This is a genomic window from Ruegeria sp. D6, from assembly GCF_056534365.1.
The window spans coordinates 225,003-240,475 of the sequence record NZ_JBQFPH010000004.1 but is presented as its reverse complement, the minus strand read 5'-3'; the positions used below and the strand labels follow the sequence as shown (position 1 = coordinate 240,475).

Annotated in this window: 16 protein-coding genes; 4 read left to right on the top strand and 12 right to left on the bottom strand. The window is 58.5% G+C overall.

Features of this window, described 5'->3' with window-relative positions; genetic code table 11:
- Positions 1-108: 108 nt before the first annotated feature.
- From pheS to ACR0A1_RS15255, 5 genes are all read right to left on the bottom strand, one after another.
- Positions 109-1,182, bottom strand: a complete 1,074-nt coding sequence (gene pheS, locus ACR0A1_RS15275) for a phenylalanine--tRNA ligase subunit alpha (protein ID WP_170647159.1) — start codon at positions 1,180-1,182, stop codon at positions 109-111.
- A 70-nt stretch (positions 1,183-1,252) separates the two neighbouring features.
- On the bottom strand, positions 1,253-2,623 hold the full coding sequence (locus ACR0A1_RS15270; RefSeq protein ID WP_480868234.1) for a glutamate--cysteine ligase: 1,371 nt from the start codon (positions 2,621-2,623) through the stop codon (positions 1,253-1,255).
- 67 nt (positions 2,624-2,690) lie between these two features.
- Positions 2,691-3,218 carry a hypothetical protein gene (locus ACR0A1_RS15265; protein WP_170408404.1) on the bottom strand — a complete coding sequence of 176 codons (528 nt, stop codon included), beginning with the start codon at positions 3,216-3,218 and terminating at the stop codon, positions 2,691-2,693.
- A complete protein-coding gene (locus tag ACR0A1_RS15260) occupies positions 3,215-4,063 on the bottom strand; it encodes a GNAT family N-acetyltransferase (RefSeq protein ID WP_480868232.1) in 849 nt (282 codons plus the stop codon). Before ACR0A1_RS15260 ends, ACR0A1_RS15265 begins: the two co-directional genes overlap by 4 nt.
- Complete coding sequence (locus ACR0A1_RS15255) at positions 4,060-4,785, bottom strand: 16S rRNA (uracil(1498)-N(3))-methyltransferase (protein WP_170647162.1); 726 nt, start codon at positions 4,783-4,785, stop codon at positions 4,060-4,062. The genes ACR0A1_RS15260 and ACR0A1_RS15255 overlap by 4 nt, the downstream gene beginning before the upstream one ends.
- Positions 4,786-4,797: 12 nt before the next feature.
- On the opposite strand from ACR0A1_RS15255, the gene ubiA reads away from it, so the two are divergent.
- The 3 genes from ubiA (at position 4,798) to ACR0A1_RS15240 (ending at position 8,072) form a co-directional block, all read left to right on the top strand.
- Positions 4,798-5,760 carry a 4-hydroxybenzoate octaprenyltransferase gene (gene ubiA / locus ACR0A1_RS15250; RefSeq protein ID WP_170597229.1) on the top strand — a complete coding sequence of 321 codons (963 nt, stop codon included), beginning with the start codon at positions 4,798-4,800 and terminating at the stop codon, positions 5,758-5,760.
- A 67-nt stretch (positions 5,761-5,827) separates the two neighbouring features.
- On the top strand, positions 5,828-7,750 hold the full coding sequence (locus tag ACR0A1_RS15245; protein ID WP_170609141.1) for an OmpA family protein: 1,923 nt from the start codon (positions 5,828-5,830) through the stop codon (positions 7,748-7,750).
- A gap of 1 nt (position 7,751) precedes the next feature.
- Positions 7,752-8,072, top strand: a complete 321-nt coding sequence (locus ACR0A1_RS15240; RefSeq protein ID WP_170395619.1) for a hypothetical protein — start codon at positions 7,752-7,754, stop codon at positions 8,070-8,072.
- Between the two features lie 5 nt (positions 8,073-8,077).
- Here ACR0A1_RS15240 and ACR0A1_RS15235 read toward each other — a convergent pair whose 3' ends face one another.
- From ACR0A1_RS15235 to pgsA, 3 genes are read right to left on the bottom strand one after another with little or no spacing between them, the layout of a single operon-like run.
- Positions 8,078-8,521, bottom strand: a complete 444-nt coding sequence (locus tag ACR0A1_RS15235; RefSeq protein WP_170395617.1) for a molybdopterin synthase catalytic subunit — start codon at positions 8,519-8,521, stop codon at positions 8,078-8,080.
- 1 nt (position 8,522) lies between these two features.
- Entirely contained in the window at positions 8,523-8,768 is a 246-nt protein-coding gene (moaD, locus tag ACR0A1_RS15230; RefSeq protein ID WP_170395615.1) for a molybdopterin converting factor subunit 1, read from the bottom strand.
- A 3-nt stretch (positions 8,769-8,771) separates the two neighbouring features.
- A complete protein-coding gene (pgsA, locus tag ACR0A1_RS15225; protein WP_170395613.1) occupies positions 8,772-9,440 on the bottom strand; it encodes a CDP-diacylglycerol--glycerol-3-phosphate 3-phosphatidyltransferase in 669 nt (222 codons plus the stop codon).
- Between the two features lie 190 nt (positions 9,441-9,630).
- Between pgsA and ACR0A1_RS15220 the strand changes: the two genes are divergently transcribed.
- Complete coding sequence (locus ACR0A1_RS15220; RefSeq protein WP_223117503.1) at positions 9,631-10,515, top strand: DMT family transporter; 885 nt, start codon at positions 9,631-9,633, stop codon at positions 10,513-10,515.
- Here ACR0A1_RS15220 and uvrC read toward each other — a convergent pair.
- From uvrC to ACR0A1_RS15200, 4 genes are all read right to left on the bottom strand, one after another.
- Complete coding sequence (gene uvrC, locus ACR0A1_RS15215) at positions 10,512-12,386, bottom strand: excinuclease ABC subunit UvrC (protein ID WP_480868228.1); 1,875 nt, start codon at positions 12,384-12,386, stop codon at positions 10,512-10,514. The genes ACR0A1_RS15220 and uvrC overlap by 4 nt on opposite strands.
- Positions 12,387-12,676: 290 nt before the next feature.
- Positions 12,677-13,456, bottom strand: coding sequence for an SDR family oxidoreductase (locus ACR0A1_RS15210; protein WP_480868226.1), 780 nt, complete (start codon positions 13,454-13,456; stop codon positions 12,677-12,679).
- Between the two features lie 21 nt (positions 13,457-13,477).
- Positions 13,478-14,440, bottom strand: a complete 963-nt coding sequence (locus ACR0A1_RS15205; RefSeq protein ID WP_170395605.1) for a calcium/sodium antiporter — start codon at positions 14,438-14,440, stop codon at positions 13,478-13,480.
- Between the two features lie 168 nt (positions 14,441-14,608).
- Positions 14,609-15,406, bottom strand: a complete 798-nt coding sequence (locus ACR0A1_RS15200; RefSeq protein WP_170423599.1) for a S49 family peptidase — start codon at positions 15,404-15,406, stop codon at positions 14,609-14,611.
- Positions 15,407-15,473 lie beyond the last annotated feature (67 nt).

The window sequence follows — 15,473 nt, the reverse complement described above, 5'->3', positions numbered from 1 at the left end:
GCAATACACTGGCGATAAAAAGACCCAAGAACCAAACCAATGGTCTTTTGGAAACTCGCTGCTTCCACCAGTCTTGGCATGCTATCAGACAGCTATCCAACACGCACTCTATCGGCTCAAACCACCATGCAAATTCGGCATATCCAATGCCGCAAACCCATAGTGCCGCAGCCAACGGAGGTCGGAATCAAAGAACGCCCGCAAATCCGGAATGCCATATTTCAGCATCGCCAGACGGTCGATACCGATGCCGAACGCAAAGCCCTGATAGACCTCGGGATCAATCCCACCGGCCGCGATCACCTTGGGGTGGACCATGCCCGAGCCCAGAATCTCCATCCAGTCGTCGCCCTCGCCGATCTTCAGCTGACCATTGTCCCAGGAACAGCGGATATCGACCTCGGCCGATGGTTCGGTGAAGGGGAAGTGCGAGGCGCGGAAGCGCAGCTCGACGTCGTCGACCTCGAAGAACGCTTTCACGAACTCTTCCAGAACCCATTTCAGGTTCGCCATCGAGATGTCTTTATCAATCGCCAACCCCTCGACCTGATGGAACATCGGCGTGTGGGTCTGGTCATAGTCGGCGCGGTAGACGCCGCCCGGACAGATCACGCGGATCGGCGCGCCCTGCAGTTCCATCGAGCGGATCTGGACCGGTGAGGTATGCGTGCGCAGCACGTGCGGCGGGCGGTTATCACCCTCGGCGCGGTGCATGTAGAACGTGTCCATCTCGGCGCGCGCGGGGTGGTGGCCGGGGATGTTCAGGGCGTCGAAGTTGTGCCAGTCGGTCTCGATACGCGGCCCTTCGGCCACCGAGAAGCCCAACTCGGCAAAGATCGCGGTCAGTTCCTCGGTCGCCTGGCTGACCGGGTGGATCGAACCCTGACGGCGCGCGCGGGTCGGCAGGGTGACGTCCAGCCATTCGGTGCGCAGACGCTCATCCAGCGCCACATCGGCCAGCGCGGCCTTTTTGGCGGAGAGGGCCGAGTTGATCTCATCCTTCAGGGCGTTCAGCGCGGGGCCTGCGACCTGACGCTCTTCGGGGGTCATCTTGCCCAGCTCGCGCATCTTCAGCGCGACCTCGCCCTTTTTGCCCACGGCAGCGACGCGGATTGCCTCAAGCGCGTTTTCGTCGCCTGCTTCGGCGATTTGGCCCAGATATTTTGCCTTAAGATCGTCCATGACGCCCTCTGAATTTGGTCGCCAACCTGCTATCGGCCCCGTCCCGCGAATGCAAGCGGGACGGTGGAGATCAATAGCTGTATTCGGGATAAATCCGGGTCAGGTTGCCATTCCAGTCGCCATTGTAGTGATCCAGCAACTCATCCGCAGGAACCTTGCCTGTATCGATGCTGTCCTTGAGCGCGTTCAGGAAATGCGTCTCGTCTTGCACCAGACCACCCGCACCGGGGCGTGCGCGGGACGCCAGACCAGCCTCGGCAATCGAGACCACTTCGCGCGCCAGATCATGCATATTGATGTCACCAACCTGCGCCTGAAGGCCATCCTTGGCGGCCTCAACTCGCAGCGCTTCGCGCGTCTCGGCATCCCAGCCTTTGACCAGATCCCAAGCGGCATCCAGTGCGGTTTGATCATAGGTCAGACCAACCCAGAAGGCAGGCAGCGCACAGAGCCTGCGCCATGGGCCACCATCGGCGCCGCGCATCTCCATGAATTTCTTGATCCGCGCTTCGGGAAATGCCGTGGTCAGGTGATCGGCCCAATCGGACAGAGTCGGCGTCTCACCGGGCAGCGCAGGCAGTTTGCCCTGCAGGAAGTCGCGGAACGACATGCCCAGCGCGTTGATATACTGGCCGTCGCGATAGACGAAATACATCGGTACATCGAGCGCATATTGTACATAGCGTTCGAACCCGAAGCCTTCTTCGAACACAAAGGGCAGCATGCCCGTCCGTGCATCGTCCAGATGCCGCCAGATATAACTGCGCCAGCTTTTCTGGCCGTTCACCTTGCCCTCGAAAAACGGAGAGTTCGCAAACAGCGCCGTCGCGACCGGCTGAAGGGCCAGCGCGACGCGCAGCTTCTGCACCATGTCGGCCTCGGACCCGAAGTCGATATTGACCTGAACCGTGCAGGTGCGCCGCATCATGGCACGGCCCATGGTGCCGACTTTCTCCATATAATCGTTCATCAGCCGGTAACGGCCTTTGGGCATCAACGGCATCTCTTCATGGGTCCAGATCGGGGCTGCGCCCAGACCAATAAAGCCTACACCGATCTCATCGGCGATATCCTTCACTTCACGCAGGTGAGTGTTCACCTCATCACACGTTTCATGAATTGTCTCGAGCGGAGCGCCGGACAGTTCCAACGCACCGCCTGGTTCCAGGCTGACGTTCGCGCCGTCCTTCTCAAGCCCGATTAAATGTCCAGCTTCACGCACTTCAGCCCAGCCATGGCGGTCTCGCAGACCTTCCAGCACGGCCACAATCGACCGTTTGCCTTCAAACGGCAGTGGTTTCAGAGTGTCTTTGCAATAGCCGAACTTTTCGTGCTCGGTTCCGATGCGCCAATCTTCCTTGGGCTTGCAGCCCGATTCCAGATATTCGGCCAGTTGCTCATGGCTTTCGATCGGTCCGCCGCCGGACTGGGGGATGGACATGTGACCCGTGCTCCGATCCTGATGTGTCTGTCTTGACGGTCAGTCCTGAGCGCAAACCGCGCCAGTGTCAATGCAGCCTAAGATGCGCAGGCCGTGACGGCGTGCGTTCCCAGATCACCACCGGATGTGCCGCACGACCGTTGAGTTCCGACAGCATTTGCTCGGTTTTAAGCCCCGGAAGTGCTGAGAACACATCAAACAGTGCCTCGGCCCCTTCGGCGTTCACCGGAATGTGAAGGGTCGGCTGCCCCGGCTGATCCAAAACCCAATGCGCAGGTTGCGAGGTCGGATCCAACGCCAACCGCTCGATTTCGCGGGCTGCAACGATGCCGCCGTCGAGCGGGCCCAGATAGGTGATCTGGCCTTCATCAATAGTCACCACACCCGGTCCTCCCGCACCATTGCGAAAGCGCGCGCGTTGCACTCCGATCACCGCCAGTGCCATCGAGACGACGATCAGCAGCCACCCCAACCACGCCAGCAATCCACCAGGGCCGCTGATCCAGCTGAGGCCGAGGATCAGAACAAACCCTGCAACCAGCACTTCGCGCCAGCGCCATAGGGCCAGTTTGGCTTCGGGTCGAAAGAAACTCATGCCACGTCCTCCGGGTTTTTGAACAGGATCAGCGAGTATTGACCCGCAGGCTGGAACCCAATGGATATATAGGCACGCGCTGCCGCATCGGAAGCCGCAAAGAGGACAGCTCTGGAAACTCCCGCGTCGCGCGCCTCAACCAGATGCAAGGCAACAGCCAAACGCGCATAGCCCCGCCCTCGTGAATCTGGTGGCGTGTAGACACCGCCGATCTGCACCACATCAGGCAGGCGGGCGTTGAAGCCGGTCATGCTGACCGGTAGGCCATTCTGCAGCAAAACTCGATGAGAATCCCGCTCGATATAGGTCTTGATGTCCTTCCCAGCCTGCGTCTGTGCGCGCACAGGATCAAAATCCATGGCTTCGATGAGGTAGCTTTCTCGCCAGTCTTCAAGGACCGAACGGTCTACATCAGTAAGCGGCATGAGATCTGCCCCACTGAAATCCGGTATTTGAAGTCGATCCAACGCCAGGGAAAACCCCGGCTCATCGCTGTTCAGGGTCGCGGGTCGCCCCTCCCAACCTGCCAACTGCATTATCCGACGAGCCTGCGTTGCCTCAGCCGCGATGCCGAACAGGGCCCGGCCTCGAATAAGGTCAATCGCTGCGGCAAGTTCGGTATCCGAACAGTCGGGACATTGCAGCAGGATCATGCCTTCATTTGTTATGGCAAAGACCGCACGCAACGGGCTGCCAAGCGTCCATGCATTCAACGACCGGGGATGCGTACCGCACAGGCCAAAATCCCGTAGATTGGCCAAAGGGAACATCGATGTTTGGATATGTTGGGACAAAAACGAGTCGATCCTGGACAGGTCCGTTTCCTGCGCCAATTGCCACGTCACGTCCAATCTCCCAACGCTTGCTGCCACATTGTCATCGCCGCAACGGCTGCTGTATCGGCGCGCAGGATGCGTGGGCCGAGGCTGACCACATGGGTAAATGGTAGCTCCGCCAACCGTTTGCGTTCGGGCTCGGAAAACCCGCCCTCGGGGCCGATCAGGATCGCCCACGGCTTGCCTTTCTCATTCTCTGCCATGCGCAGGGCCGAGCCGGCTTCAGCCTCGTCACAGAACATCAATTGGCGATCATCGGGCCACGCGCCCAGGATACGATCCAATCGCTGGAGGTCAGCGACCTCAGGCACAAAAGTGCCGCCACATTGTTCGGCCGCCTCAATTGCGTGGGCCTGCAAGCGATCCTGCCGAATGCGCTCGGAGTTGGTGAATTCGGTCTGCACCGGTATGATCCGCGCGGCCCCCATTTCAGCTGCTTTTTCAACGATGAAATCGGTCCGCGCCTTCTTGATCGGTGCAAAGAGAAGCCACAGATCGGGCGGTAATTGCAGAGGTTTCGATTGCTCCACGCACGACAGAATTCCGCCTCGTTTACTTGCTTCTGCTACCTCTGCCTGCCACTCACCATCGCTGCCATTAAATAGCGCGACCTGCCCCCCAACCGACAGGCGCATGACACCGAACAGATAATGCGCCTGCTCACGCGTCAAAGGAACCGATTGCCCCGGACCCAAAGGGTGCTCTACATACAGTCTGATCTTCGCATTCATGAGACCCTACATATGCAAGGCAATGCCCCAACACCAGACGGTCAAGTCGCCGATGCCGTAACCGGCAATTGGGTCGACACCCACGCCCCCGCCTTTGCCCGCCCTTACCTGCGGCTCAGCCGCGCAGACCGACCCATCGGCACATGGCTTCTGCTGATTCCCTGCTGGTGGGGTCTGGCCTTGGCCATCCTGAGCGACGGCGCACCACGATGGGAGGATCTTTGGATCGCAGTTGGTTGTGCCATTGGTGCGTTTTTGATGCGTGGCGCGGGCTGTACGTGGAATGACATTACTGATCGTGAGTTTGACGGGAAGGTCGAGCGTACAAGGTCGCGCCCGATTCCCTCGGGTCAGGTGAGTGTCCGTCAGGCGGTATTCTGGATGGTGCTGCAATGTCTGTTGGCCCTGGCCATCCTTCTGACCTTCAACCGGGCCGCGATTGCGATGGGAGTTTTGTCTTTGCTGCCTGTTACCATCTATCCCTATGCAAAACGATTTACCTGGTGGCCGCAGATTTTTCTGGGGCTGGCCTTCAACTGGGGCGCATTGCTGGCCTGGGCTGCACATACCGGCACCGTGGGCTGGCCTGCGATCATGCTTTATCTGTCAGGAATCGCCTGGACTTTGTTCTACGACACGATCTACGCCCATCAGGATGCCGAGGATGACGAGCTGATCGGCATCAAGTCCACCGCACGGCTGTTTGGCACCGATACCGCCCGTTGGCTCAAGTATTTTCTGATTGGAACCGTCAGTCTAATGGCCTTTGCAATTATCGACGCGGCTTTGCCCGGGACATCGGTTCTTGCTTTGGCGGTCGCCCTTGGCGGGCCCTGGGCGATGGGGTGGCATCTGGCCTGGCAATTGCGGGGGCTGGACACGGAGGACAACGCCAAATTGCTGCAGCTTTTCCGGGCCAATCGTGACACCGGCTTGATTCCGCTGATCTTCCTCTGCGTCGCCCTTTTCCTCTGATTGCACCTCTGTGCTGCGCTCTGTATGAGTCCCGGAACCAACCGCCCGAGGAGTCTCGATTTCGCCCATGCGTCTGCCTTACGCCCTAGCTGTTGCGTTGATTTTCGCGGTGTCCGCCGTTCTATCGCTGGTGGTCGCTGGATTTGCGGTCAGCAAGATCGAAGACGCCTCGGAACTGGCCGTGCGAAAGGCCTTGAACTTGCAGGGGCATGATTGGGCCGAAGTCGAATCCGACGGCCTGCGTGTCGTTCTGACCGGCACGGCCCCGACTGAGGCGACCCGATTCAACGCCCTGATCGCTGCGGGCACCGAGGTCGACACCTCGCGCGTCATTGACGAGATGGAGGTTGCTCCCACCGCCGATCTGACACCGCCCCGCTTTTCTACCGAGATCTTGCGCAATGACAGCGGAATTTCGATTATCGGGCTAGTACCTGCGGCTCTGGATCGCGACGATCTGGTAGACAGGCTGCAACGCCTTGATCGGGACGCGTCAGTCTCGGACCTGATGGAAAGTGCCGACTATCCCAAGCCAGACGGATGGGATCAGGCAATCGACTATGCGATCGAAGCGCTCTCGGATTTGCCACGGGCCAAGATATCTGCCAGCCCAGGGTTGGTGCGTATCACGGCGATTGCCGATAGCCAGCAAGAGAAAGACCAGCTGGAACAAGACCTGAGCCGCGCCGCGCCACCAGGTCTGCGAATTGGCCTTTCGATTTCGGCACCTCGCCCGGTAATCACACCATTCACGCTGCGCTATTTGATTGATGAAGATGGCGGGCAGTTTGATGCGTGCTCGGCCCAGGATGAAGTTGCGCGCGACATCATCGTCGCTGCAGCACAAGAGGCCGGACTGACCGGCCCCTATTCCTGCACCATTGGGCTAGGCGTACCGTCTCCGCGTTGGGCGAATGCAGCGCAGCTCAGCATTCGTGCGCTATCCGAACTTGGTCAGGGTTCAGTTACTCTGTCGGATGCAGATATCACTCTAGTTGCCACACAAGGGACTAACCCTTTGGAGTTCGACCGCATCGTGGGAGAGCTCGAAAATACGCTGCCCGAGGTTTTCGCCTTGCATGCAGTTCTTCCCGAACCCGAACCGGATGACCCGACTGGGCCTATTGAATTCGTCGCAACACGTAGCCCTGAGGGTTTGGTTCAACTGCGTGGCCGTCTGAGTGACGAAACGCTGCGTGAAATGACCGACAGCTTTGCACGTGCCGCCTTTGGATCATTGCAGGTGCACACAGCCACCCGGATTGCACCGGACCTGCCCGCGGATTGGCCCATACGCGTCTTGGCGGGGCTGGAGGCACTGTCGCAACTGCACAATGGCGCCCTGACCGTTACGCCGGACAATGTAGCGCTGTCGGGCATCAGCCATGATCCCGACGCCAAGGCCCGGATCGCCGGCATGCTGTCGGACAAGCTGGGCGAGGCGCAGGATTACACCCTGTCAATCACCTATCAGGAGCCGCCCGCACCCGCCGACGCGCCGCCCGACCCTGAGGTCTGCGAAGAGCAGCTGGCCGAGGTTCAGGCCGCCAGAAAAATTGCGTTCGAACCGGGATCAGCCACCGTCGCAGCAGACTCGCGCGATGCCCTGAACCAGATCGCGGACATCCTGCGTGAATGTGGCCCCATCCGGTTGGAGATTCAGGGCCATACCGACAGTCAGGGCCGTGAAGAGATGAACCAGCAGCTCAGCCAGTCGCGCGCGCAGTCGATCCTGAACGAATTACGCGGACGGCGCGTGCCGACCTCAAGCTTTTCTGCGGTCGGGTATGGCGAGACGCAGCCCATCGCCGATAACGAAACCGAAGAAGGCCGCGAAGAGAACCGCCGCATAGAGTTTCGCCTGATCCGTCCTGAACCCGTGGCCAACACCCTGACCGGGCTTGAGGCGATGGAAGCCGAGGCCGAATCTGAGGCCGAAATCGAGACACCTGAAACCGACGCACCGGATGCAGGCTCAGAGGACCAGTAAGTTGAACAGAACAGAATTCATCATCGCCACAGCCATTATCCTGTTCGCAGCTTTCTGCATGGGTTGGTTCGCCAACTGGCTGGCCCATCGGCTGTCCCGTGTTCGCCAAAGCGACGTGGCCGATCTTGACCGCATGAGTCAGGAACTGCACGAGGCCGAAGAAACACGCGATCAGGCCATCACATATTTGCAGCAGCGTGAGGCAGAGCTAACCAACCAGCTGACGCAAACCGAAGCCGAGTTGAATGCCGCAATGGAAGGGCTGCGCGCGGCGCGGCAGGAAGCCGAAGAGATGCGCGGGCGGATCAACAACGCAGACTAGGCACCCTACCAGCGGGTCAGCGCGTCTTCATCCTCGTCCTTAGCAGCCACCCATTCTGCTCCGGACGTGGTGATTTCCTTCTTCCAGAATGGCGCGCGAGACTTAAGGTAATCCATCAGATATTCCGCCGCCTCAAACGCATCTTTGCGGTGCGGTGCGGCGGTGGCCACCATCATGATACGGTCACCCGGAGCAAGCCTTCCGTGGCGGTGGATCACCAGAACGTTGCCCAGTGACCAACGGGCTTGCGCCTCTTCCGCGATCTTGGTTAGGGCGCGTTCGGTCATGCCAGGATAGTGCTCGATCTCCATCACATCCAGATCGCCCGAAGCCAGATCGCGCACAACGCCTGTGAAGGTCACGATGGCCCCGTTGGTATCGTCCCCGGCGGCAAAAGCGTTGGCTTCGGCCCCCAGATCGAACGGGGCCTCCTGCACGACGATCCGCATTCTAGCCACCCGTCATGGGCGGAAAGAACGCAACCTCGCGCACACCGGTCAGCGGGGCGTCAAAATCCGAAAGCTCTTGGTCCAGCGCCACGCGCAAGGCCGACAGATCGGCAAAGGCAGCAGCATAGCGATCCTCACGCGCGCTCAGTTCCGCGACCAAATCGCTGACTGTTGCGGCTTCAGTTTCAATCTTCTCTTTCGGCAGTCCGATGCGTTCGCGCACCCAGGCGAAATACAGCACGTTCATCGGTTAGCTCTCCTTCAGGTGGGGCATGGCTTTACGTAGGTAGTCATAGCCCGTGATCAATGTCAGCGTCGCGGCAATCCAGAGCAGCCATAGCCCGATACGACCTGACCAGAACATGGCCTCAAGATGCCAGCGGATGTTGTTCAGGTCCTCGACCTGCCCTGCCAGAACCTGATCAATGGTTGTCGCATCCATGCCAAACGTGGCCATCACAAAATGGTGCTCGAATATCCCCTGCGAGAACAGGATCGCGATCGCTACCATCTGTGCCGTCGTTTTCCACTTGGCCAGCTTGGTGACCTTCAGGGTTCCGGCCACATCGCCCAGATACTCTCGCAAGCCTGAGACAAAGACTTCGCGAAACAGGATCACTGTCGCGGGCAGGACCAGCCATGGTGTCCAGTGTTCAGTCGAATAGCCCACCAATATCATCAGCGCGATTACCACCATTGCCTTGTCGGCAATGGGATCCAGCATGGCGCCAATCTTCGTTTCCTGTTTCCAGGCGCGCGCCAGATACCCGTCGAACCAATCGGTGATCGCCGCTGACAGGAACAGAATCAAAGCAAACCAATCCGCATAGGGACGGGTGAAATACAGAAACATCACGGCGAGACCGGGGGCCGCCACAAGGCGCAGTACAGTCAGAATATTCGGCAGGTTCCATTTCATGGCTTGGACCCTACATCGCCGGTTCAAGACAGAAAAGACAGGGTCTTAAAAAACTGACCCAGCACAAGCGTTTGCTGTCTTAAAAGTCAAAGCGTCGCAGCGGTGGTCACATTACAGGTTTCATCTTGGCACTTGATTGCTTTGGCGTCAGATTGTCGGCTGGCCAACCAGACAACACCCCAGAGCTGACATGACACCGCATATTCAAACCGATCCCCGGTCAAATCTGATCGGCAGCGCCTGGATGGTCGCCGCAATGGCACTTTTCGCGCTGGAGGATGCGCTGCTTAAGGCGGCTTCGGCGTCGATCCCGATCTGGCAAGTGCTTGTTCTCTTCGGTGCGGGCGGTGCAGTAATCTACGCAGCGGTTGCCACAGTACGTAGCACGCGTCTGTTCCAGCCCGACGTGTTGTCGCGCCCGATGAAGGTACGTGTGGTCTTCGAGATCCTTGGACGGCTTTTCTATGTATTGGCGATCGCTTTGACGCCACTGTCCTCGGCTACGGTGATCCTTCAGGCCACACCACTGGTTGTCGTCGCAGGGGCCGCGTTGTTCTTTGGTGAATCCGTCGGCTGGCGGCGATGGAGCGCCATTTTGATCGGTCTTGTTGGCGTTGTGATCATCATCCAACCGACCGGAGACAGCTTCTCGGCCCTGTCAATCCTTGCCGTGCTGGGGATGCTCGGCTTTGCGGGGCGCGATCTGGCCAGCCGCGCCGCGCCCGCAACACTGGGCACTGAGGTTCTGGGGTTCTATGGCTTCCTCTGCATCATTGTCGCGGGTTTGGCTTATCGATTCTGGGAAGGAACATCGCTGCAAACTCTGACGCCTAATGTCAGCCTGCACATGGGCGGGGCGATTGTGATGGGAGTCATGGCCTATGCCGCGCTGATGAAGGCGATGCGCACCGGCGAGGTCTCATCTGTGACGCCGTTTCGCTATTCGCGGCTGTTGTTCGGTATCGGCTTGGGCGTGGTGATGTTTGGCGAGCGATTGGATCAGACCATGTGGATTGGCTGCGGCCTCATCGTGGCGTCGGGCCTCTATATCCTTTGGCGGGGGCGAAAAGCCTAGCCCTTGTCATGGAAGAAGTCATAGACCTTCTGCGCCAACCCGGCTGAAATCCCCTCGACGGCTTTAAGATCCGCCAAATTGGCTCGGCTCACCGCTTTGGCGCTGCCGAAATGAGTCAGCAGGGCGCGTTTGCGCGCGGCCCCGACGCCGGGGATTTCGTCCAGTGGCGTTGCACCAACCGCCTTGGCGCGTTTCGCGCGATGGGTGCCGATGGCAAAGCGATGCGCCTCATCCCGCATGCGCTGGATAAAGTACAATACGGGATCGTTGCGTTTCAGCGCAAAAGGGCGCTGCCCGATGCGGTGGAATTCTTCCTTGCCGTGATCGCGATCGACACCCTTAGCGACACCGACCATCGGGATATCCTCGACCCCGTGCTGGGCCATGATCTCATTCACGACGCTCACCTGCCCTGCACCACCGTCGATCAGCAGCAGATCGGGCCAATGCCCTTTGTCCCGATCCGGATCTTCCTTTTGCAGGCGCGTAAAACGGCGGGTCAGGACCTCTTTCATCATGCCGAAGTCATCGCCGGGGGTTAGATCATCGCCGCGGATGTTGAACTTGCGATAGGCGTTTTTCATGAACCCCTCTGGGCCCGCGACGATCATGCCACCCACGGCGTTGGTGCCTTGAATGTGAGAGTTGTCGTAAACTTCGATCCGGTTGGGCGGCCCGTCCAGATCAAAGGCCTCGGCCACGCCGCGCAGCAATTTGGCCTGCGTGGCACTTTCCGACATCCGCCGGGCCAGCGATTCACGTGCGTTGCGCAAGGCACCGGCGATCAGTTCCTGCTTTTCACCGCGTTGGGGCACCAGGATTTCCACCTTGCGTCCAGCTTTTTCGGACAATGCCTCCTGCATCAGATCGGCATTCTCGATTGCATCAGACAGGATCAACTGCCGGGGTGGTTCCTTGTTGTCATAGAACTGGCCCAGGAACGCTTCCATCGCCTCAGCCTGTGACACATCCGGGCCGACGCGCGGATAGAAATCGCGGTTACCCCAGTTCTGGTTGGCCCGGATGAAGAACACCTGAACGCAGGCTTGACCGCTGTCCATGTAGAGGCCAATGACGTCAGCCTCGGCCACGCCGCGCGGGTTGATGCCCTGAGACGTCTGCACCTGCGTTAGCGCCCGGATACGGTCGCGCAAACCGGCGGCGCGTTCGAACTCCATCGCCTCGGAGGCAGCCATCATCTGCTGGGCGAGATCTTCCTGCACCTTGGTGGATCGGCCTGACAGGAACCGTTCCGCATCCTTGACGCTTTCACGGTAATCGGCTTCCGAGATCAGTCCGACGCACGGCCCAGAACATCGCTTGATCTGATAGAGCAAGCACGGCCGGGTCCGGCTATCGAACATGGAATCCGAACAGTTCCGCAGCAGGAACGCCTTTTGCAGCTGGTTCAGCGTCCTGTTCACCGCGCCTGCACTGGCGAAGGGGCCGAAATAAGCCCCCTTTTCTTTCTTTGCCCCTCGGTGCTTTTTGATCTGCGGAAAAGCATGATCCTTGGCGACCAGAATATTCGGGAAGCTTTTGTCATCCCGCAACAATACGTTGTATTTGGGCTTGAGCTGCTTGATCAGGTTCTGTTCCAGCAGCAGCGCCTCGGTCTCGGTCCGAGTGGTCAGAAACATCATCGAGGCAGTTGCGGCGATCATTTTCTCGATCCGACCCGAGTGCCCCGGGCGCGTGTAGTTCGATACCCTCGCCTTCAGGTTTCGCGCTTTACCTACGTAAAGAACTCGGCTGTCCCCATCCAACATCCGATACACACCCGGCGAGCTGTCCAGCGTTTTCACATAACGCTGAATGCAGGCATAGCCGTTGGCTTGGGTCGACGATTCGGAATCAGTGCTAGCGGTCATGAGTCTGAGATATGATTCTCTGACCATGGCTGCAATCTTGTGCGCTTCAGATCAAGAGAAAACAAATCCACGACTTCTGTGGATAACTGTGCAGATAACTTTAGGGGCATCGTGATTTTCCCTTGAATCCTTGCCTATTCGTTGATCTGCACAAAAAATAGGCAGGAAATTATGGTGTTGTTTTTAAACGATAAATTTGTTGATCTGAGACAAGTGTATGAAAATTAAGACATTTTTGTAACGTTCAGATAACAGGAACGAGAGCAGTGCAAAACTTGCAGCAGATTTACTTATTCTACACCAAGAACATCGGGTGTTTGCCAACCCAAATGTTGCCCACCATCGACGCAAAGAAGCTGCCCCGTAACGGCATGTGCGTCCAGAAAGTATCCCAGCGCAGCAGTGATATCCGACGGGTTCGCGCCGCGCTCCAGAATCGTGTTCTGCCGCTGAGCGCTAAAATGGGCATCACTTTGGCGATGACCCTGTAGCGTTGGACCGGGGCCGATCGCGTTCACACGGATTGCGGGTGTCAGAGCCTGCGCTGCAGTCCGGGTCAAGGCCCACAACCCCATCTTGGCAATCGTGTATGACATGAACTCAGGCGTCAGTTTACGCACCCGCATATCCACCATGTTCACGATCAGCCCAATCGCCAGAGGCTCTCCCTGATCATCAAGCTCCGGCTGCAACCCCTGCTCGGCCATGGCTTGGGTCAGTACGAATGGTGCGCGCAGGTTGCTGTCGAGATGCCGATCCCAGCTTTGGCGGGTAGCTGTGTGAATATTGTCATACTCAAATATCGATGCATTGTTGACCAGACAGGTGATCGGACCACCCAGCGCCTCAGCTGCACGCGGCAGCAATGAGCTGACTTGCCCCTCATCAAGCAGATCGGCCTGCAGGGCAACTGACTTTCGGCCCAGCGCCTGAACCTCATTAACCGTTTCACGCGCAGCCTGATCCGAACTGGAATAGTGCACAGCGACATCCATTCCGCGCTGCGCCAAATACAGCGCCATGGCACGACCAAGGCGTTTACCGGCACCGGTCACCAATGCTCGGGTCATGGGCTCATTCTCCTCGTCAGGTCAGGCTAACAGGCTTGCAACATAGATCACATACAGCGCTGTCAAGATCAGGCCCCAGACGCGTGTGATATCTTTCTTGAAGAACACAAAAGGAACCAACAACAGCGACGCGCCGAGCATCACCCACAGATCGAAACGCAGGAATTCAGGATCGACGGGAATACGCCCAAACAAGGTCGTAATGCCGACAATGGCCAGCAGATTGAACATGTTCGATCCGATGACGTTACCCAGTGCCACATCCGCTTGTCGCCTCAGGGCAGCCATGACGGTTGTCGACAGTTCCGGCAGGGACGTACCCACCGCGATCAGCGTAAGGCCGATCACTGTTTCGCTCACACCATAGTTCCGGGCAATGACGGTCGCATTTTCGACCAGCAGATGCGCACCCATTGGCAGGCCGATCAAGCCGAGGATCAGGTAGATCGCCACCTTCCAATAGGGCATGTCAGGATCTGCTTCCTCAAGACCCTCAAGCTCGTCCTCATCGGCACAAGCTTCACCACAGGCTTTACGGTGCGCATGTGCTTCGCGAAACGCGTTGCCGAGGATCAGAGCCAACGCAGCCAGCAAAATTGCCCCGCTGAGCAGATTAAAGACCCCGCAAAAAGCCAACCCGATAAATAACACCGACGCCAGAAGCATGAAGATGTAGTTCTTGCGGCTGTCGCACTCGCTTGTGTGCAAGGTCGCCAGAAGCGCGGGCAATCCTAGAACCAGCAAGATATTCGCTGTATTCGAGCCCACCACGTTACCCAACGCAATGCCCGGCGCGTTTTCCTTGATGGCGCTGATTGCTATCAGCAGCTCAGGGGCCGAAGTTCCGAATGCAACGATTGTCAGGCTGACGATCAGAGCGGGAACCCCCAACCGCAGGCTGAGGTTCACGGCCCCTCGCACCAGCGCGTCGCCTGCCAACAACAGGATCAGCAGCCCGAGGCCGGAGAACAGCCATGCCGTCATCCACGGCCTCCTTCTTCGCAAGGACACGGGCCTTTGCCGATCCTAAACCGCCCACAACGCGGACATTTCGCAGAACTCAATCGTTTCTGTCCAGGAAAGCGTAGCTTGCCGAACATCGCCAGAACGCCCATGGCGATCAGGAACAAGGTGACTGCTTTGATGATCACTCTACAACCCGAAACGCGCGTAGGCAGCGCGCTCCTCAATACCGGCTATGGCATCCTGCGCCAGCGTAGCGCCGAAGCGCGACCAGATCGGTTTGCGCAGGCCATAGCGGCGGAACCTGACTTTGTCGCCAAACTTCTCCTGCATCTTGGGCTTCAGATGGGCAATACCATCGATCAGGCCCAGCTGTTGCGCGCGACGGGCCAGCCAGACCTCGCCATTGAACAGATCAGCGCTGCTGTCCAGCTTGCCGTCCCGGCGAGATTTCACATGGGTTATGAAATTCTCGTGGATATCGCCCAGCAGCACTTTGAGCCGTGCAATGTCTTCTTTCTTTTCCGGAGCAAACGGGTCGAGCATTGATTTCGACTGACCCGCAGTATGTACGCGTCGTTCAAAGCCCTGACGTGCCAGAAAAACATGCGCGCCAAATCCCGACGATATCACGCCGATCGACCCCAGAACCGAACTGTCATCGGCCCAAATCTCATCCGCTGAAACCGCCAACCAATATCCACCCGAAGCCGCCACGTCTTCGACGAAAGCGTAAACAGGGATCTTAAGCTCTTCCGCCAGTCGCTGGATACGCGCACCGATCAATGAGCTTTGAACGGGGGAGCCGCCCGGCGAATTGATCTCCAGCGCGACCGCAGCGGGCTTGCCCTTGCGAAAGGCTTTCTCCAACACCGGTGCCAGAGCGGTCGCGTTCATCGACCCTCGCCCGGCCATTCCAATGGCACCGGACAGGCGAACAACGGCCACAAGTGGCGGCTTTTTCATGAAGGGCAGGCTGAGTTTCATGGAAGCCGATGTAGAGCGCGCCGGAGCCGTAAACAAGAGACCCGAAGCGCCATAAACGCGACGTGAA

Bases quoted from the DNA above. Each gene is read 5' to 3' on its own strand.
- pheS (WP_170647159.1), bottom strand. From the start codon at position 1,182: ATGGACGATCTTAAGGCAAAATATCTGGGCCAAATCGCCGAAGCAGGC.
- ACR0A1_RS15270 (WP_480868234.1), bottom strand. From the start codon at position 2,623: ATGTCCATCCCCCAGTCCGGCGGCGGACCGATCGAAAGCCATGAGCAA.
- ACR0A1_RS15265 (WP_170408404.1), bottom strand. From the start codon at position 3,218: ATGAGTTTCTTTCGACCCGAAGCCAAACTGGCCCTATGGCGCTGGCGC.
- ACR0A1_RS15255 (WP_170647162.1), bottom strand. From the start codon at position 4,785: ATGAATGCGAAGATCAGACTGTATGTAGAGCACCCTTTGGGTCCGGGG.
- ubiA (WP_170597229.1), top strand. From the start codon at position 4,798: ATGCAAGGCAATGCCCCAACACCAGACGGTCAAGTCGCCGATGCCGTA.
- ACR0A1_RS15245 (WP_170609141.1), top strand. From the start codon at position 5,828: ATGCGTCTGCCTTACGCCCTAGCTGTTGCGTTGATTTTCGCGGTGTCC.
- ACR0A1_RS15235 (WP_170395617.1), bottom strand. From the start codon at position 8,521: ATGCGGATCGTCGTGCAGGAGGCCCCGTTCGATCTGGGGGCCGAAGCC.
- moaD (WP_170395615.1), bottom strand. From the start codon at position 8,768: ATGAACGTGCTGTATTTCGCCTGGGTGCGCGAACGCATCGGACTGCCG.
- pgsA (WP_170395613.1), bottom strand. From the start codon at position 9,440: ATGAAATGGAACCTGCCGAATATTCTGACTGTACTGCGCCTTGTGGCG.
- ACR0A1_RS15220 (WP_223117503.1), top strand. From the start codon at position 9,631: ATGACACCGCATATTCAAACCGATCCCCGGTCAAATCTGATCGGCAGC.
- uvrC (WP_480868228.1), bottom strand. From the start codon at position 12,386: ATGACCGCTAGCACTGATTCCGAATCGTCGACCCAAGCCAACGGCTAT.
- ACR0A1_RS15210 (WP_480868226.1), bottom strand. From the start codon at position 13,456: ATGACCCGAGCATTGGTGACCGGTGCCGGTAAACGCCTTGGTCGTGCC.
- ACR0A1_RS15205 (WP_170395605.1), bottom strand. From the start codon at position 14,440: ATGACGGCATGGCTGTTCTCCGGCCTCGGGCTGCTGATCCTGTTGTTG.
- ACR0A1_RS15200 (WP_170423599.1), bottom strand. From the start codon at position 15,406: ATGAAACTCAGCCTGCCCTTCATGAAAAAGCCGCCACTTGTGGCCGTT.